This is a genomic window from Candidatus Schekmanbacteria bacterium (assembly GCA_016219965.1).
Taxonomy (GTDB): Bacteria; Schekmanbacteria; GWA2-38-11; order GWA2-38-11; family J061; genus JACRJM01.
Window position 1 is genome coordinate 169,795 of record JACRJM010000003.1, and the last position, 17,517, is coordinate 187,311.

Consider the following 17,517-nt stretch of genomic DNA (forward strand, 5'->3'; position numbering starts at 1 on the left):
TGAAAATAGGTGTATAATTTTGTAGACTATGCAATAATATGTAATAGAATATGAACATAAGAATATGCAAGAAAACTACAATCCTCTATCATGATAAAAAGGTATGGTAAGGGAAATTGAGCTTTTAAAGAATGTTCCTATTTTCTCTGGTATTTCAGACAAAGAAATAGGCTTGGTTACAAGTATCCTCCGTAAGAGGTCTTTTCCGAAGAGCAGTGTCGTTATTCATAAAGGTGATGAAGGAGAAGCTCTCTATATTATTCTTTCCGGTAAAGTAAAGGTCACCTTAATAAGTGATGCAGGAAAGGAGATAATACTCGCAATATTAAGAGAAGGAAATTTCTTCGGAGAGATGTCTCTTCTAAACAACGAGCCAACGTCCGCAAATGTAGTAACTGCAGAGGATTCTGTTTTTTTAACTATCTACAGGGATGACTTCAACTACATTTTGAGAAAGGACCCGGGGATAGCCCTTAATCTTCTTAAGCATATGTCCCTGAGACTGAAGATTGCCGACAAGAAGATAGGAAGTCTTGCCCTGCTTGATGTTTGCGGCAGAATAGCAAACCTTTTCATCGATATGGCAAAAGAAGAAAAACATGAGATATATATAGTTGAAAAGATTACTCACGCAGAGATTGCCCACATGATAGGCTCCACAAGAGAAGTGGTAAGCCGTGCCATAAAATGCCTTAAGGATAGCGGTTATATCAAAGTGCTAAGAGACAAAATTATCTTAGATAAGGATCTGAAGCTCAAGATAGATGATTTTTAACCGCAAGTGATAAATAATACAGCATCATAGTGTGTTAAGTCCTATCTTTTGATTAATGAATTACTATAATTAATATATGCCAATATTGGGTTTTCGAAAAAGGCAAACTCCGTGTAAGCGGAAGACGCAAAGCCAACGGATCCTAAAAAGTTAGGATGGCCGGGTCGCCGAAGAAACCGGGAGAATATGATAACCTGTTTCTTCATAAACCGAGAAATGGGTTATATTTTTTTGATAAGGAGGTGATTAAGTTCAAAAGAAAATTTAGTATTAACAAAAAAATTTAATAAATTTTTTTATAATTTGGAGGAAAAATATATGAAGCAAAGAATTACAATAATGGCAATAATAGCGGTTTTTGTAATGGCTTTTTGCCTTGGAGAGATTATCAATGCCAAACAGCCGGGAGGACAACCTTCAATAAAGTCCGTAAAAGTTACGCCTGTAAAAGTTAAAGTTAAAACAGATAAAACTAAGAAATTTAAAGCTGTAGTAAAAGCAAAAGGAGGTGCGGATAAAAGTGTCAGTTGGTATGTCAATGACGTACTCGGCGGAGATAGTTCCGTAGGAACTATAACACAAAGCAATCCGGCTGTTTACACTGCTCCGGCAGCACCCCCAAATCCAGCGACAGTAACTATTAAGGCTGTTAGCACTTCAGACACTTTAAAATATGCGACATCAAAGGTTAAAATAGAACTTTCAACTAAGAAGAAGGCAAAAATAAAAGGAGTCGCAGCAACGGGTGCTCCTATAGCCAACGGAACAGTTGTAATAACTGATGCGACAGGAAAGGAAGTAGGAACAGATGAGACATCTGCCGATGGTTCCTATTCCGTAAACTATCAAAAAAAATACCAGCTTCCATTTCTTATTAAAGTTACCAGTGAAGATGGTACTGTTACCCTTTACAGTGTAACCAATGATCCAACACAACCTGCAAACATAACACCTTTTACGGACAAGGCTGTTGAAACACTGGTTGTACAAAATGGAGGAGATGTCAGCGACGGCGAAGTTGAAGACGATATTGAAGAACTAGCGGGCCAGACTGCAGACATGGACAGCGCCATATCCAAAGCGCTTGAAACAATCAAAAATGCGTTGGGGCTTTCAACTGTAGATATCAATTTTGTAACTTCCAAACTTGATACTGAAGATCCCGATGATTTTTATGATGATCTGCTTGATGCTGTTGAATCCTCGATTGAAGACGCAGGAAAAGATGACATTGACGATCTGATCGAAGTAGATGACGATTATATCAAAGTCGATAAGACAATAACTTTAAAATATGGCGAATACGGGGTTAAAACAGATGATGGTGAAGAACTCGAGGACGAATCTCCGGAAGACCTATCTGAAGATGAGCAACCTGAGATAGAGGGAACTATCAGCGCTGTTGATCCAATCAGCATGACCATAACAGTAAACAGCAATACAATAGGGGTTACAGACACAACCGTGATAAAAATGGAAGATATTGACGGCAATGATACGGTTGTAACTTTTAGCGCATTGGCAGAAGGCCAATTTGTAAAGATTGAGGCAAAATTTGAAGGAGATTTATTGGTTGCAGCAAAGATCAAGATAAAAAATGAATCAGAAGATGATGATGAGGATGAATTCGAGGCGGCAATAACACAGAAGAACGATGAAGCTTCGACCATTGTTGTCGACAATGCCCTGATATATGTGACTGTTGACACAGTGATAGATATCAATGATACCAGCGGGGCTTTTTCTGACCTCGCTGTGGGACAGGAGGTTGAAGTTAAAACCCAGCTTGTAGATTTTAAACTTGTCGCTGTTAAAATAGAAGTAAAAGATGAAGACAGCAACTAATTTTTAAATTTTTTCAATTGTAGAAAAAGGGGCTCAAATCGAGCCCCTTTTTTTGTCCGTTGACCTTCTTAGCATATCTTTATTATAATAATATTATAAAGATGTTTTTCCCCAGATGAGAGAATGAAGAGAATATGGATATTGCAATAGCTCACAACTTGGGTTCAGAAGACTATAGGGTCCCCCTTACCCCAGGCGCAGTCGGAAGCATCACAAAAGCAGGAAATAATGTCTATCTTCTTCAGGGAGCAGGAGCTGCAAGCGGTTATAGCGACCGTGAATATGAGCTGAAAGGTGCAAACATAGTTTATTCTTCTGAAGAAATCTATAAGCGGGGAGATCTGTTAGTTTCAGTATCTTCGCCATCCCTGGAAGCCCTGAGCGTTATTAACAACAAAACAGTAGTTATGTCTTTTCTCCATTTAGCTGTGGCTGGTGAAAAATACCTTGACCTTCTTATTGAAAAAGAAATTACGTCAATAGGCTTTGAAGTTATATCGGATGAGAATTGTGAGCTTCCTCTTGAAGTATCTACCGGAGAAATAGCCGGAGCTCTGAGCGTGCAGATAGCAGCTAACTATCTTCAGAGCAACATGGGAGGAAAGGGGATACTTCTCGGAGGGGCCCCGGGTATTGAACCCGCGAAAGTTCTTATCATAGGAGCAGGCTCAGTCGGAAGAACTGCGGCGAAAATAGCAGCGGCAATCGGAGCGGAGGTCCTCATTGTTGACAGAAATGTCAGAAAGCTCCGGCAGATTGAAGATACGATAGGAATGGGTATATCAACAGGGTTTTCAAGCATACATGGACTTTCAGACTGGATAAAAGATGCGGACGTTGTGATCGGGGCAGTTTACCTTAAAGGGGCAAAAAGCCCGGTTGTCGTAACCGAGGAGATGGTAAGCTCTATGAAGAAAGGTTCCATCATTATTGATCTTTCCATCGACCAGGGGGGATGCGTTGAAACAAGCAGAAGGACTACGCTCAGCTCGCCTGTCTTTGAGTATAAAGGAATAATCCATTATTGCGTTCCGAACATACCATCGCTTGCGGCAAAGGCATCTTCTCAGGCATTAAGCCATGCTCTTTATCAATATATTATCCAGATGTCGCATCATGGGAGTGATTTCCTTAAAAACATCCCGGACATTGCACGGGGCACGTACACCCATAAGGGGAAAATCACCATGAAGGTCCTCGCAGAGCTTTTCAGGAAAGAATACTTCCCCATAGAGGGACTTCTCTGATGGAGTGGCCGCTTGTTTATCGCGAAAAGGTGACAACTCCTGAGAAAGCAGTCAGATATATAAAATCCGGGAACAGGATAATTATAGGTTCCGGCTGCGCAGAACCGCAGTCGCTTGTCAAAGCCTTAAACAGCGTTGCTCCGGAACTTCACGAAGTCGAGGTTGTCAGCATGCTCACTACCGGCATTGCAGACTATACCGGACCAGAATTTAAAGGTTCCTTCAGACATAACGCATTCTTTGTAGGTGCAAATGTAAGGGATGCAGTAAACGCTGGCAGGGCTGACTTCATTCCCATATTTCTCTCCGAAATTCCGAGGCTTTTTAAAAAAAAGATCCTCCCCATAGATGTTGCCCTTATACAGGTTTCACCCCCTGACACGCACGGCTTTTGCTCATTCGGCGTCTCTGTTGATATCATAAAACCGGCTGCGGAGAATGCATCAATAATCCTTGCTGAAGTGAACGATAAAATGCCCAGGACTTTGGGAAACAGTTTCATCCATGTAAGCAAGCTTACGGCAATAGTTGAAAGCTCATCTCCAATACTCACACTTGCACGTCCTGAGATATCTGAGACTAACATGAAGATAGGAAAGCATGTTGCCGAGCTTATAGAAGACGGCTCAACTCTTCAGATGGGCATCGGAGGAATCCCTGATGCAACGCTGGCGCAGTTGAAGGATAAAAAAGATCTCGGTGTTCACACGGAAATGTTCTCCGACGGTGTCATAGACCTTGTGGAACTTGGGGTTATAAACAACGAAAAAAAAACCCTTCATCCGGGCAAGATTATTTCAAGCTTCATCATGGGGAGCGAAAGCCTTTATCGCTTTGTTGACAACAATCCCATCATAGAGCTTCACCCTTCGGACCACACTAATGATCCATTTATTGTCTCACAGAACAAAAAAATGGTTGCCATAAACTCAGCCATTCAGGTTGATATCACCGGGCAAGTCTGCTCTGACAGCATGGGGACTTTACAGTTTAGCGGCATTGGCGGTCAGGTAGATTTTATCCGCGGCGCGGCAAAATCTGAAGGGGGAAAACCAATAATAGCTTTACCGGCCACAGCCAAAGGCGGACGCATATCAAGAATAGTCCCCAAGCTAGACGCAGGTTCAGGGGTTGTAACGTCAAGGGGCGATGTACACTGGATTGCGACTGAGTTCGGCGCAGTTGACCTTCATGGTAAAAATCTCCGTCAGCGTGCAAAATCCCTGATCAGCATTTCCCACCCTGATTTCAGGGAAGCCCTCGAATGCGAAGCACGGGAGAGAAAGTTCTGGTGAAGAGCAAAGCAGTCCTTGTCTTCAGCACCACCCATATGACCCTGAAGGCAGAAGAAATCCTCAAAAATAGAAAAATCCCCAACATGGTAATCCCTAAGCCTGAAAGCGCAAAATCAAAATGCGGGATGGCGCTGAGAATCTACGAAGAAGATTTAACGCGGGTTAAGGATTTGCTGCGGAAAGAAAACATAAAAACATTTACTGTCTTGAACAACGAAATATAAAAGGCTTGGCAGTCCCGCTTAGGCTTAAAACTTCATGCGCCTGCCGCGGGAACTGCCAAGCCTTTTTAGAAATTAAATGGTATTCTAATAGGTTTGGGTTACTGATTGAACAATTAAGAAAAAACATTTAGAAAGCGGAGGCAGCCTGCATAGGAGCGCATGTAGTTTTAAGCGAAATGCAGGTTGCCTCCTCTTTTCAACATAAGTATTTTATCTCCACGCTCACTAAGCAACTTCAGATAGCATTGAAATTGAATAAGAGAATAACTGGCTTGGCTGCTTCCGCGGCAGGCACCTGCTTTTTAGTGCCAGAGCGGGAGCTGCCAAGCCAGCCCAGGAACACAATTAATTTGTATTTAATTTTTAACTTCGCTATCGGGTCTTGGCATTAATGGAGGCCTGGTTTTCTTCTCGGGTTTTCTCTGCAGTTCTATTTCTTCAATCAACACGCTTGGTGCTACTGTAGAAACAGGCACTGAGCCGGATTCTGCCGAGCAGTAACCGTTAAACACATCATAATCTTTTCCGGTGGCTATTATCCTGTTTATGCTGATAAGGGGAGTCCCTACTATTTCAACCCCACGGACAAGCTCTTCCTTCCCTGTTTCAACATCAACCCTGTAAACAAACTTGGGTGTACTCCTGAAAGCCTGGAAATTAAGCTTTGCTGTTGAAGTTTCTCCTCCCCCTTCGATATCTTTAACTATGAATCCGAAAGTCTTTCCTCTTTTTTTTGCCTCTGCGATAAGCATCTCTTTGAGTTTGTCTTCGCTAAATTCTCTGGAAGACCTGACTATGATGTTTCCCATTCTCCCCATAGGCTTCTGGAGCCCGCTTGATCTGCCGTGGCCATTTGATTTTGAAAACCCCTCAACAGGAGTTCTTGACATGAGATAGTTTTGAAGTATCCCATTGCTGATAAGCGTTACCTTCTGTGACTTTACTCCTTCATCATCATATTCATAGAAGCCGTTCAGCTCGGTTCCGTTATATTCCTTTAATGTCGGGTCATCTTCAACGGTTATAAAATCAGGAATTACCTTAGCGCCTATTTTCCCCTTGAAAGTCTGCCCTTCCTTTTCAAGCCGTTGCCGTTCTCCCTCAAGCCTGTGTCCCACTGCCTCGTGGAAAAAAACTCCGGTAACCGTTGGGGAAAGTATAGCGGGAGCAGTATAGGGATCACTACGCGGAACTGCTTTAAGCAGTTTTAGCTCTTCCATAACTTTTGACACGCTTTTTGAAAGCGCACTTTCGCTGAATATATCTTCCGGTGTCCTTGCATAGATGTAGTCAGCGTTCCCTATTTCTTCTCCAGTATCAAGGACAAGGCTTGCCGAAGCAGAAGCAAGATAAATGGGATAGGATGTAAATATCAATGAGCCATCGGAGTTTACAAAATACTTTGATTCTATCCTTCCCTCTATCTCAACTTCGCTTGTAGTTATACCCGGAAGCTCCTTAAAAAGCAGGCTTGCTTTGCGAATGCTCTCTTTCCATTTCTCTTCATCCATCTTAAAAGTAAAAGTGTTCGATGTGTGGATCTGTTTTTCTTCAACAGAAAAATCATCAACATCATTCTTTTTTTCAACATTGAACACTTTGTCGCCCTTCTTCTTAAGATATGAAGAAAGCGCTTCTTTGTATTTGTAATCCGTTAATAGCCATAGGGCGCTCTTTAATGCCGGCACATTATCCTCAAGGGGAGCGACAGAGAGCATATAGGAATCCATGAAAGAATAACGGCTGTCGAGCTGGAATCCGGGCGATTCTATATTAGAGCTGTCCAAGTGGTGATTCCCGACTCTCGTCTCGCAGTATATACTCCTCGCCTTGTCTTTGTTATCCGAATAGAGAGCTCCGTCGCGTGCCGAAAAAGAGAAGGTATCTTTCTCTCTCATAAGATAGCTTATAAAATATGGAGATTCAAAATCAGGAAGCTTCAATTTCTCCATGGAGCGGTCGACCTCGCTTTTCATGGCATTTAAAATATTCCCCGCATTGTCATTGCTGCTTCCTTTGTCACTCTTTTCATCAGTTGAAAACCATCCAACCAGGAAAAAAATAAAAATGACAGGAAAGATCTGCCATAACCTTATTCTTTGGCCATATCTCATTAAAATCCTCCATTTATATTAAGGAAACAAAAATATCCCATTAGACCATAAAATGCAAATATGCTTTTCTCTTGAATTAATAATTGGATTAATAATTGACATCATAGGTATTATTATAATTAAATTAATGAGATATACTTTTTTTCAGCTCATAGTTTTTGAGTTTATGATTTAATGGTGTCGGTGCAGAACTTTATTTAGAGGGGGGAATATAAAAATGCTCGGTAAAGAAGAGCTCAAGACAGTTATTTCAAAGCAGAAAACCATATTAAAAGAAAAGATGAAGGAAGAAGGGGACATAGACCTCACAGAACTGAGAAAATGTAAAAAAGACCTCAAACGTTCCCAGAGAAAACTTCGCTCAATTCTTGCAGTAGAAGAAAGAGAAAAAATTAAAAAGGAAAAAAAGAAAAAAGAAGCAGAACAGACAGCTTAACTTCTCTCCATATCTGCTATAGCTGAATTAATAAGACTTTCAGCGCTTTCGCCGTCAGTTGGATAAGTAGCAACTCCTATCTTTATGTCTGGCCATTTTTTCTCTTCTGCAATCTTGAGGAGCCTGTCTTTGATAATATTTGCCGAATTGTCTGCAGTTATATGTGAAAGCACGACTTTGTATCTTCTGTAATCAACCTGCAAAAATTGATCTGATTTCCTTATCTCCTTTTCAACATGCTCAACATTCACAGTTCTGCCCGGGAGGAAATAATGTATTCCTCTTCCCACAGAGTCTTCAATATCCATTATCATTATGCCTGTCCTGTGACCGTGCCTTTTTGCACGTTCAATCTCAGAGACAAGCAAATTCTTTGTCATAGTTTTTTGCGCTGAATAGAAAGTTTCCCTCTGTCTTATCATGAGGAGATAGAGAAGTATTCCAACTACGGCTATTGCGCCAATGGCCGGCAGTAAAATGATAGCAAATGGGGTATCATTCAAATCATTTTGGGTACAGCTGGATATAATTGCCGGTGTTAATAAGGATAAACCAAAGAAACATTTCGTTGCTGATTTCATTGCTTTCCTCCTTTTTCAGGAAGCTTTAGCGGTTTTAACTTCTCTTTTCATTGACGCTATAGTTTCAACTATATGGTCCTGTGCAAGTTTTGCCGCGATTACATCCCTGCAATTGTTTATAATAATGGAAAACACAATCGGTTCTTTTTCATCTGTCATTACATATCCTGATAAAGCTGATGTTCCGTTTACATATCCTGTCTTTGCACGTATGTGTCTTTTAAGCGGCGATTTTTGAAGGCGTCTGTGTAATGTTCCATCAACTCCCATGATTGGCAAAGAGGCAATAAACTCAGGTCCCTGCCCCAAATCTGTATAAAGGTCTTCAAGCACTTTTGTTATAAAATGTGCTGTGAGCCTGTTCTCCTTGGAAAGTCCTGAGCCATCCTTGATCTTAATTCCCTCACTGTATATCTTGTCCTTTTTAAACAGTTCGATCTCGGTACTGATACTTTTTTCAGCAGTTGCCGGCATTCCCAGGGCCTTGGCGCCGACTGCTACAAACAGGTGGTCGGCTATGAAATTATTGCTGTACTTGTTCATATCTACTATTATCTGCGACAGAGGTTTAGAGCCGTGCCTGTAAACGAGAACAGACTTTTCAGGGATTGTGCCCTCTTTTACTTTCCCTGCAACCTTCACCCCGTCAGACAGAAGTAATTTTCTGAAGCTCTCTCCTGTAAAGAGACAGGGGCTATTAACGCGGCTGTAGCCGGTCACAGGAAGTTTACCGTTGAATTTTCCGTTGAAGACTACTTTTTCACCTTTATCATTATTTTTATAGGTTGTTACCTGTGTAGTATTTTCCTCGGTCGGTTCTCCGGGTTTCACGTTGTTTGAAAGGGAAAGATATGATGAAAACGGATCAGCTGAAATGAAAGGTGAGCTTCCGTTCGGAGACTTGTTGTAAGGAGACACTGTATATCTGACTGAGTTAAAATTCAGAGGCAGAGCCGAGAGAACAGTCGAATCTGAGGTGCTGCCGAGTTTTTGCTCTGCTAATGATTTGGCAAGGTAACTGCCGTCTACAACTATATCGCCCTTTACCTCATTGATACCGAGAAGAGAAATCTCTTTTGCCATTATCCATATGTCTTCAGGATAAAGGACAGGATTCCCAAAGCCTTTGATATAAAGATCCCCGTCAATCTTTCCCCCTGAAGGGGTGGACTGCGAGTAAATATCGGTATTAAAAGTATATTCAGGGCCAAGTATATCAAGAGCAACAGCGCTTGTTATTATTTTCATGTTTGAAGCAGGAATAAGCAGCAGGTTTTCATTTGCGCTGTAAATGATTTCGCCTGTCTTTAAAGACTTGATGTAAATGCCATACATTGTATTGCTCAGCAATCCTGATGTGACAACCCGCTTTATCTCATTTTTTATCCCTTCAGGAGAATAGTCTTTTAATACTGCGGGTGCCGGCTTTGGCTTGGCCTTGGGTTTGGCTTTAAGCCTCTGTGCTGAAGAATCAAAGACGCAGGGAAGCAGAAGCATCTGAATAATAAAAACAACAATAGTTCTTTTAAATATTTTTTTTATATTCATTTATTATTCCTGAAAAACTGTATGATGTTTGTTTTGGACTGTCGGTTATTCATCTTCGCTTTCATCTGGTGCTGTTTCATTTTGAGGCTCTGTTTCACCGCTATCAGGCTCGGCAACCGGTGCTTCATCATTTGAGCCAGGTTCTGTCAAGGCCGGAGCATTTTCATCTTCTGTTGAACCAGGCTCCTCTGCATTATCCTCTCCCTGTTGATCTGTGCTTTCCCCGTTTTCTTCGCCTTGTACTTCCGTAGCAGTATCATCAGCATAGTTCTGCGCTATGAGCCTCTTTCCATTGCCTCCCGGCAGGAACACAGCTCCCAATATTAAGAGCAAAACTGCAAAGAGAGACATAGCCCAAAAAAGATACTTCCCGCGGGAATTGTCTTTTTTATTGCTATCCATTCCATTGAGCTTGAATATCCTGCCGCAGGACGGGCAAGCTCTGGCATCAGAATCTGCTTTCTCCCCGCAAAACGGACAGTTTTTTAATTCTTTTTTTTTGGATTTCATTTTTCTGATTTCTTTTCCTTTATTTTTGTAGAGCGTTCATCAGTTCTTTTCAGTTCATCATCTATAAAACTTTTCATTGCCATAAGAAGTTCTTTTTTTGAATTGCAAAGATGTTTTGCAACGTCTTCAGGCATCTTTGAAAGCATGGAATCAACCACCATTTCCCCCATCTCACGCAGGCTTTTCCTGTTGTCTTTTTTCTTTTCTTCTTTATCACAGGTATCAGACATTTTTTTCACCTCCTTTTCACTATAGTCTCATCTGAAAGGATAATCCCTTCCCATCTCCCTTTCAACTCTTTTTGCATGTCTTGACCTATAGTCAAAGAGCCTCCTTGCAGGAAGAAGGAAGGTAAGCGTCATCAGCAGAACGGAAAACCCAAGGAACAGGCATAGAACTATGAGATTCCCGTTCCTGATATATATCATTGAACCTACAACTGCATTTGTCAAAGAAGATATCCCCACAATCACTCTTCTCAGTATATAACCAAGATAACCTTCAATTCTCAAAATATCTACCGGATGAAGCCTTACCCGGAAAAGCTCTCTTTCCGCCCGCTTTAAAATAGTTTCAAGATTTTCTGTCATTTTATACGTATCTTTCATTTTTTGAAACAGAAAATCTATAATGTCAGTTTTTGGTTCGCTCATCGCTTCCCTAAACATCTCTTTCACTATGGGGGTACCGTCCTTAATTCCGTTGAAGGAGGGATCGAATTTCATTCCTATCCCTTCTATCATTACAGCAGACTTGAAGAGATATACGAGGTTGGACGGCAGATTGAGAGGGAACTGATAAAAGGTATTGAAGATCTCATTAGTGAGTTCCTTGATACGTTTTTTGTTTACCTTCTTTTTATCGAATATATCTGTCATCACTGAGATAGCATCCTTCATTACCGAGACATTTATTTCAGGGCCGATTATGTTAAGCTTTATAAGCGCATCAACAAGCCCGTCATAGTCCCGTTTTGCCCCTGATATCGCGGCTTTTACGAGTTCCCTTTTGGTCTCATCATCGATTGGCACCACCATTCCGAAATCAAGAAGTATTATTTTCCCCTCTTCGTTTACAAGGATATTGCCGGGATGCGGGTCTGCATGGAATATACCGTCCACAAGGACCTGATGAGAATAAAGCAGGATGAGTTTTTTAATGAGATCCTCTACGCTTATTCCCATTCCCTTAAGAGCTTCCACATCATCAACCTTTACCCCCTTGTAATATCTGAGCACCAGCACTTTCCTGGAAGTAAGCGCGGTAAAGATTTCGGGGATTATGATATCAGGGTGTCCCTTGAAGTTTTCGCTGAAAATGGAGATGTTCTCAGCCTCTTTGCGAAAATCCATCTCTTCTCTTATTATCTTGGAAAATTCGCTGACTACGGTTGAAAGAATGTCAGCCTCATGGGAAGGATAGAAAAAATTAAATGCATCTGTAAGCCTCATCATGATGTCTAAATCCATCTCGACAAGTTCTGGTACTCCGGGTTTCAGCACTTTCACTATCACCTCTTCCCCGCTATAAAGCGCCCTGTGAACCTGCCCGAGCGATGCTGCCGCTATCGCCTCTTTGTCAAAGCGTTCAAAAATATCATCTATCTTTTTTCCAAACTCATTTTCTATGGCCTCAATTATATATTTGCCGTCTATGGGAGGAACCTGGTCCTGCAGTTTGCTCAACTCCAGCAGATAATGAGGAGGAAGGATGTCCGCCCTGCTGCTTAGAATCTGTGTAAGCTTTATGAAAGTGGCACCGAGGGATGAGATGGTTTCACGAAGTTCTACAGCCCTTTTCTTGTGTACCTTGTCAGTTACATCCCTTGGCCTTCCAAACAGTATGAACCTTTTCCTGTCGCGCAGAAGGTCTGTGAGATGCGGGATTAACGCCAATATTACTTTTAGAGTTCGTGAAAACATTTGTATTGTCCCTTTAAAAGCACGTCATTGCGAGGAGCAACTGCAACGAAGAAATCATCAATATATTTAATGATAGCAATATAACCGCGGTGCTTTCAAGAAAAAAGGGATAGAAGAGAAACTCTGAAGAAATGTTAAACTGTGAGCACTGATATGACAATAGCAAGGAGTATGCTGACCCCTACCAGTCCTGAGAATATATATGCCCCGCTTTTTAAAGCTTCAGGCTTGTCTTCCTTTTCTCCATTAAATGAAAGTATCCCCCATATAACGGAGATACCCAAAACAAGAAACAGGAAGCTTAAAATAAATCCAAAACTGTTCAACTTTTTTTCCCTTTTACTATGTCGTAGTTATCAAAAATTATGAGTATATTCAAAATGCCTGCCACAAGGATATAAGTGCCGCCTATTTCATCAAACTCAGGCGGCGCCTGGAAACCTGAAAAAAGAAATACAGAGAGCCAGAACACGAGTCCATTGAAAGCCTCTATGAAAACAGAAAGTATCTTTAACGCTCCGAAAAGCTCTGGATTGCTTAGTTCTCCGCGTGGCACAAAATAGGAGCCGAGGAGCATGAATCCGATCAGCGAAAATGTTGTGACTATAATAAATGAAATTATTCCCCTGTACTTTTTCCCCAAATAAAGATAACCGCCTCCGGGAATAATAATCCCCGCAAGAAATGCCATCGCTAAATTATTTATGCCACTCTTTTGTTCCTGCATCTGTTTTGCCTTCATGGTTTAAAATACTACGTATAAAAGTTATATTTATTTATCACCTATAACAATAATTAGCAAGTGACATCAAAAGAGGAATTTGTGGGGTTTGGTTAAGAAAAAACTGAACTGGAAGAGAAAAAGTGATAATGTAAAAATTGATAATAATTTTTTTCATTCAATATTAAAAACATAAAGGATGAGCATGACAATCAACAAACTCAGGGAAGATATTATCAAGGAAATATCCCTTCATAAAAAAAAGTCTGTCCCCCTTTCCGAGCTTGCAGAAAGTGTTGGATTAAACCGGAAGGACCGCGATTTTAAAGAGCTGTGCAGGGAACTTGAACTCGAGGGGTTTCTTTATCTTGAAGGGGGAACAGCAGTAAAGCCTTCTGCATGGAACCTCGTGCTAGGGAAAATAAAGATTGGCAGGACGGGTGATGCCAGAGTTGCCCCTAAAGACGATCCATCAAACTCCATATATATAGATTCCCGCGATACCGGTGATGCCTTAAACGGCGACATAGTCTTTGTTAAGATAGCTCAGTGGGGAAGAAACAGAAGGCCTGCCGGAAAAGTGGTAAAGGTTGTCAAAAAAGGTTTCCCCAGAATCGTTGGTGAAGTAGAAAAAAAATCAGGGCGGACTTATGTGATTCCGCTTCCTGACTACCGTATGCCTGATATTCATTTATCACCGGTTGATGCAGAGAGTTTAAAAAGAGGAGAGCTTGTTGTAGTAGAGCCGCTCGGATTCAAACAAAAACAGGGGATAATCGAAGCTAAGCTTCTCAAAGTAATAGGCAAAAAAGGGGAGGATTTCATAGACACCCGCATTGTCGTGGAAAAATACGGACTTCCGGAAGAATTCACCCCTTCCGTCCTTGAAGAAGCAGACCGCCTCTTTGAGCCATCCGAGGGAAATATAGCCGGGAGAAAAGATTTCAGGAAACTTCGCACTGTCACGGTTGACGGCGAGAAGGCACGCGATTTCGATGATGCTATTTCAATCGAAAGATTTAAAGAAGATGGATACCGCCTTTATGTCCATATTGCAGATGTTTCCCACTTTGTAAGGGAAGAGTCGGCAATTGACCGCGAAGCGCTGCGGCGCGGCACAAGCGTTTATTTTCCCGATTATTGGATCCCCATGCTCCCCATGAGGCTTTCAAGCGGGCTTTGCAGTTTAAACCCGCATGAAGACAGGCTTACATTGACAGTTGTAATGAATTTTGACCGCATCGGAAACATAGTGAAGTATGAGCTTTTTGAATCTGTCATAAACAGCAATGAGCGCATGACCTATACAGACCTTCACACACTCCTTGATGGGGATGACCAGTATCTTCAAAAACGTTACAAGGATAATATGGATGATTTCAAGCTCATGAAAGAGCTTTGCCTGATCCTCAAAGATAAGAGGAATAAAAGAGGAAGCCTTGACTTTGACTTGCCTGAACCTGAATTCGTCCTTGATGCTACGGGTGACATAGTTGATATAATGGCTGCTGAGCGGAACATTGCGCACAAATTGATCGAGGAGTTCATGATCGCCGCCAACGAAACCGTAGCTTCCCATTTAAATAAGAATCAGGTCCCTTCAATATACAGGATACACGAAACCCCGGACAGAGACCGTATAAAAGAATTCAATGAATTTTTAAAAGACCTTGATATTGGGATAAAAGGGGTCGGGAAGATAACTCCAAAGGCATTCCAGACTGTCCTTGATGCAGTGAAGGGGCTGGAGATGGAGCATCTTATCTCAACGGTTCTTCTCCGCTCTCTAAAACATGCCTCCTATTCCACATCCACTTTGGGACACTTCGGGCTTGCATCAAAATATTACACACATTTTACTTCGCCCATCAGGCGCTATCCTGACCTTATGGTTCACAGGATTTTGAAAAAATTTCTTAAAGGAGAAAGCGGCCAAACAGGGCGAAAAGCAGCCGGCAAGGCGCTTGACAATATTGCCCTCTCCTGCTCCGTGACAGAAAAGACTGCTGAGAATGCTGAAAGGGAAGTGCTTGACCTAAAGAAGCTTGAATATCTTAAGAGCCGGATAGGTGATGTGCTTGAAGGAGTAATAGCAGGTGTTGCTGATTTCGGATTTTTCGTTGAGATCAGCGGATATTATGTTGACGGACTTGTAAGGATGGCATCAATGAAAGATGACTACTATATACTTGAGCCAGAAAAACACCGCATAAGAGGAAAACGCCGCGGCAAAATCTTCCGCATCGGCGACAAGGTTAAAGTCGTTCTCGATGATGTTCACCCCGACCGCGGAGAGATGGATCTGAGGATGATAGTGGATTAAATTTTATTGAAATGCTGTCATTCCGCACTTGATGCGGAATCCAGTTTTGTTCATTATTTCTGGATCCCCGCTTTCGCGAGGATGACAAAAAAATGATAACAAAAATTAATGGGCGTTGTCGCTATTTTCCCCACCTTGAATTGACACATCTTCCATGCTTTGGTAGAGTTAGCTCAAGCTAACGGAAGGAAACTACATGTCCATATTTATACGAAACATTCTTATAGACCTCGATGAAGCACAGGAAAACGTCATGCGCGTTTCAGCCCACATGAAAGACGTTGTCCATGATATCAGGGTGAGCCTTTTCGTGTCGCTTCCTGATTACACCATAATAGATGTTTCCCTTGAAATGAGGGAAACCCCTGAGAAGGCATGCCAGAAGCTTAACGATGTGATAGGGAGTATAAAGGGGATTAAGATCGAAGCAGGGTTTAATACAAAGATCAAAAGGCTTCTCTCAGGGAAAACAGGGTGTACTAACGTGCTAAGCCTTCTTACAGTTGCCGCTCCTCTTGTCATAAATATATCATGGTTTCTCTACCGCAAAAAAAACAAGATGAGCGACGAGGAATACCAGAAGATGAAGCGGGCTGACATGATAGACAAATGCATAGCCTTCAGCGAGACGTCAGATGCCGAGGCTGCAAGAACATCGCTTTCTTCCGGTGAAGAGGCTATTGTGCGTGACTGCGCAAGGTGCTCTTCAGTGACAAAAGGGGACAACATAAAAAAAAGGCTTACCAATAACATTATGTCCCTTTCAAAGCTCTTTGATATTCCTGAAGCAACCGTTGAAGAACTTATAAAAGATGTGGAGCTTCTGGAGAAAAAAAACGCCTAACCTTTTAAGCTGTGTTCTATGAGCCGTGAAAACTGGATAGCACTTAATCTTATTGCCGGTATCGAAGGGCGTGTTTTCACCTCGCTGATTTCGCATTTTGGTTCTCCTTCGAATGTACTTGCCGCTTCAAAAGATGAACTCCTTAAGGTAAATGGAATAAGCAGGAAAGAAGCTGATGCAGTAGTTTCCATGAAAGGAGGAGAAAGGCTCGATGCAGAGCTTGCGGCTATTAACAAAAACAATATAAAGGTAACAACGCTTGAAGATGAGGATTATCCTGCACTTTTAAAGGAAATAGATACGCCTCCTCCGGTCATTTATGTAAAAGGCAGCCTGCCATCTCAATTTCTCGGGATTGCCGTAGTGGGAACAAGAAAACCGTCAAGCTACGGTCTTCTAATGGCAGAGAGGCTGGTATCTGAAATTGCAGGGGCAGGGATAGTAACAGTGAGCGGTATGGCGCGAGGTATTGATACGGCAGCGCACAAGTCTGCCCTTTCCAAAGGAGGATTCACCGTAGCAGTGCTCGGTTGCGGCGTTGACAGGGTTTACCCGCCGGAGAATAAAAAACTTTATGATGAGATCGCAGATAAGGGAGCAGTTATTTCCGAATTCCCGATGGGAACCTTTCCCCATAAAGCCAATTTCCCGAGACGTAACCGCATAATAAGCGGCATGAGCAAGGCTGCCCTTATTATAGAAGCCGGAGAAAAGAGCGGCACCCTTATCACTGCCCGCTTTGCCCTTGAGCAGGGACGCGATGTTTTAGCTGTACCGGGAAGAGTGACATCTTCAGAGAGCAGGGGAACAAACGACCTCATAAGAAAAGGCGCAAGACTTGTTGAGACTTTCAGTGATATCTGTGAAGAGCTTGATCTCAAAATCAAGACAGACAAAAAAAATTCAACGAAAAATACAGAGAAAAACAATCTGACAACTGTTCCGCAAAACCTCAGCGATGAAGAAAGAAGACTGCTCGGTGTTTTAAGCGATGAACCGCTTCATATAGATAAGATTGTCCGTAATTCAGGTTTGCCAGCCGGGAAAGCATCATCTATACTTATGAAGCTTGAAATAGAAGGGCTTATCCGGCAAACAGCCGGGAAACTTTTTTTAAGATTGTGAGGTCGGA

General features: G+C 42.0%; 17 protein-coding genes and 1 riboswitch. Of the genes, 9 read left to right on the forward strand and 8 right to left on the reverse strand.

Translation table 11 applies throughout. From position 1 onward, the window contains the following. Positions 1-103: 103 nt before the first annotated feature. From HZA77_02995 to HZA77_03015, 5 genes are all read left to right on the forward strand, one after another. Complete coding sequence (locus tag HZA77_02995) at positions 104-775, forward strand: Crp/Fnr family transcriptional regulator (GenBank protein ID MBI5374373.1); 672 nt, start codon at positions 104-106, stop codon at positions 773-775. 91 nt (positions 776-866) lie between these two features. After that, positions 867-947: riboswitch (cyclic di-GMP riboswitch) on the forward strand. A 146-nt stretch (positions 948-1,093) separates the two neighbouring features. Beyond that, positions 1,094-2,620: a hypothetical protein gene (locus tag HZA77_03000; protein MBI5374374.1), complete on the forward strand. Its 1,527-nt coding sequence runs from the start codon at positions 1,094-1,096 to the stop codon at positions 2,618-2,620. Positions 2,621-2,754: 134 nt separating this feature from the next. Continuing rightward, on the forward strand, positions 2,755-3,867 hold the full coding sequence (locus tag HZA77_03005) for an alanine dehydrogenase (protein MBI5374375.1): 1,113 nt from the start codon (positions 2,755-2,757) through the stop codon (positions 3,865-3,867). After that, a complete protein-coding gene (locus tag HZA77_03010) occupies positions 3,867-5,162 on the forward strand; it encodes an acetyl-CoA hydrolase/transferase family protein (protein MBI5374376.1) in 1,296 nt (431 codons plus the stop codon). The genes HZA77_03005 and HZA77_03010 overlap by 1 nt, the downstream gene beginning before the upstream one ends. After that, positions 5,159-5,386, forward strand: a complete 228-nt coding sequence (locus HZA77_03015) for a DUF3343 domain-containing protein (protein MBI5374377.1) — start codon at positions 5,159-5,161, stop codon at positions 5,384-5,386. The genes HZA77_03010 and HZA77_03015 overlap by 4 nt, the downstream gene beginning before the upstream one ends. A 356-nt stretch (positions 5,387-5,742) precedes the next feature. Here HZA77_03015 and HZA77_03020 read toward each other — a convergent pair whose 3' ends face one another. After that, complete coding sequence (locus tag HZA77_03020; GenBank protein MBI5374378.1) at positions 5,743-7,500, reverse strand: TldD/PmbA family protein; 1,758 nt, start codon at positions 7,498-7,500, stop codon at positions 5,743-5,745. Positions 7,501-7,717: 217 nt separating this feature from the next. Here HZA77_03020 and HZA77_03025 point away from each other — a divergent pair, with 217 nt between their 5' ends. Next, positions 7,718-7,936 carry a hypothetical protein gene (locus HZA77_03025; GenBank protein MBI5374379.1) on the forward strand — a complete coding sequence of 73 codons (219 nt, stop codon included), beginning with the start codon at positions 7,718-7,720 and terminating at the stop codon, positions 7,934-7,936. On the opposite strand, the gene HZA77_03030 is transcribed toward HZA77_03025, so the two are convergent. From HZA77_03030 to HZA77_03060, 7 genes are all read right to left on the reverse strand, one after another. Then, positions 7,933-8,517 carry a hypothetical protein gene (locus HZA77_03030; GenBank protein ID MBI5374380.1) on the reverse strand — a complete coding sequence of 195 codons (585 nt, stop codon included), beginning with the start codon at positions 8,515-8,517 and terminating at the stop codon, positions 7,933-7,935. The two genes, HZA77_03025 and HZA77_03030, sit on opposite strands and share 4 nt — an antisense overlap. A 15-nt stretch (positions 8,518-8,532) precedes the next feature. Continuing rightward, positions 8,533-10,065 carry a D-alanyl-D-alanine carboxypeptidase/D-alanyl-D-alanine-endopeptidase gene (gene dacB, locus HZA77_03035; protein MBI5374381.1) on the reverse strand — a complete coding sequence of 511 codons (1,533 nt, stop codon included), beginning with the start codon at positions 10,063-10,065 and terminating at the stop codon, positions 8,533-8,535. Positions 10,066-10,110: 45 nt separating this feature from the next. After that, the gene (locus HZA77_03040) at positions 10,111-10,575 is read right to left on the reverse strand and encodes a hypothetical protein (GenBank protein MBI5374382.1); all 465 of its coding nucleotides are present in this window, start codon (positions 10,573-10,575) and stop codon (positions 10,111-10,113) included. Further along, positions 10,572-10,805, reverse strand: coding sequence for a hypothetical protein (locus tag HZA77_03045; GenBank protein MBI5374383.1), 234 nt, complete (start codon positions 10,803-10,805; stop codon positions 10,572-10,574). The genes HZA77_03040 and HZA77_03045 overlap by 4 nt, the downstream gene beginning before the upstream one ends. A 27-nt stretch (positions 10,806-10,832) precedes the next feature. Continuing rightward, a complete protein-coding gene (locus HZA77_03050; GenBank protein ID MBI5374384.1) occupies positions 10,833-12,497 on the reverse strand; it encodes an AarF/ABC1/UbiB kinase family protein in 1,665 nt (554 codons plus the stop codon). A gap of 134 nt (positions 12,498-12,631) precedes the next feature. Beyond that, positions 12,632-12,823: a hypothetical protein gene (locus HZA77_03055; protein ID MBI5374385.1), complete on the reverse strand. Its 192-nt coding sequence runs from the start codon at positions 12,821-12,823 to the stop codon at positions 12,632-12,634. Beyond that, on the reverse strand, positions 12,820-13,224 hold the full coding sequence (locus HZA77_03060; GenBank protein ID MBI5374386.1) for a hypothetical protein: 405 nt from the start codon (positions 13,222-13,224) through the stop codon (positions 12,820-12,822). The genes HZA77_03055 and HZA77_03060 overlap by 4 nt, the downstream gene beginning before the upstream one ends. Positions 13,225-13,423: 199 nt before the next feature. On the opposite strand from HZA77_03060, the gene rnr reads away from it, so the two are divergent. The 3 genes from rnr (at position 13,424) to dprA (ending at position 17,510) form a co-directional block, all read left to right on the forward strand. Beyond that, positions 13,424-15,541: a ribonuclease R gene (rnr, locus tag HZA77_03065; GenBank protein MBI5374387.1), complete on the forward strand. Its 2,118-nt coding sequence runs from the start codon at positions 13,424-13,426 to the stop codon at positions 15,539-15,541. Positions 15,542-15,737: 196 nt separating this feature from the next. After that, positions 15,738-16,385, forward strand: coding sequence for a DUF2889 domain-containing protein (locus HZA77_03070; GenBank protein MBI5374388.1), 648 nt, complete (start codon positions 15,738-15,740; stop codon positions 16,383-16,385). A gap of 18 nt (positions 16,386-16,403) precedes the next feature. Then, complete coding sequence (gene dprA / locus HZA77_03075) at positions 16,404-17,510, forward strand: DNA-protecting protein DprA (protein ID MBI5374389.1); 1,107 nt, start codon at positions 16,404-16,406, stop codon at positions 17,508-17,510. The last annotated feature ends 7 nt before the right edge of the window (positions 17,511-17,517 follow it).

Bases quoted from the DNA above. Each gene is read 5' to 3' on its own strand.
- HZA77_02995 (MBI5374373.1), top strand. From the start codon at position 104: ATGGTAAGGGAAATTGAGCTTTTAAAGAATGTTCCTATTTTCTCTGGT.
- HZA77_03050 (MBI5374384.1), bottom strand. From the start codon at position 12,497: ATGTTTTCACGAACTCTAAAAGTAATATTGGCGTTAATCCCGCATCTC.
- rnr (MBI5374387.1), top strand. From the start codon at position 13,424: ATGACAATCAACAAACTCAGGGAAGATATTATCAAGGAAATATCCCTT.
- HZA77_03070 (MBI5374388.1), top strand. From the start codon at position 15,738: ATGTCCATATTTATACGAAACATTCTTATAGACCTCGATGAAGCACAG.
- HZA77_03010 (MBI5374376.1), top strand. From the start codon at position 3,867: ATGGAGTGGCCGCTTGTTTATCGCGAAAAGGTGACAACTCCTGAGAAA.
- dprA (MBI5374389.1), top strand. From the start codon at position 16,404: ATGAGCCGTGAAAACTGGATAGCACTTAATCTTATTGCCGGTATCGAA.
- HZA77_03040 (MBI5374382.1), bottom strand. From the start codon at position 10,575: ATGAAATCCAAAAAAAAAGAATTAAAAAACTGTCCGTTTTGCGGGGAG.
- HZA77_03030 (MBI5374380.1), bottom strand. From the start codon at position 8,517: ATGAAATCAGCAACGAAATGTTTCTTTGGTTTATCCTTATTAACACCG.
- HZA77_03020 (MBI5374378.1), bottom strand. From the start codon at position 7,500: ATGAGATATGGCCAAAGAATAAGGTTATGGCAGATCTTTCCTGTCATT.
- HZA77_03000 (MBI5374374.1), top strand. From the start codon at position 1,094: ATGAAGCAAAGAATTACAATAATGGCAATAATAGCGGTTTTTGTAATG.
- HZA77_03045 (MBI5374383.1), bottom strand. From the start codon at position 10,805: ATGTCTGATACCTGTGATAAAGAAGAAAAGAAAAAAGACAACAGGAAA.
- HZA77_03005 (MBI5374375.1), top strand. From the start codon at position 2,755: ATGGATATTGCAATAGCTCACAACTTGGGTTCAGAAGACTATAGGGTC.
- HZA77_03060 (MBI5374386.1), bottom strand. From the start codon at position 13,224: ATGCAGGAACAAAAGAGTGGCATAAATAATTTAGCGATGGCATTTCTT.
- dacB (MBI5374381.1), bottom strand. From the start codon at position 10,065: ATGAATATAAAAAAAATATTTAAAAGAACTATTGTTGTTTTTATTATT.
- HZA77_03025 (MBI5374379.1), top strand. From the start codon at position 7,718: ATGCTCGGTAAAGAAGAGCTCAAGACAGTTATTTCAAAGCAGAAAACC.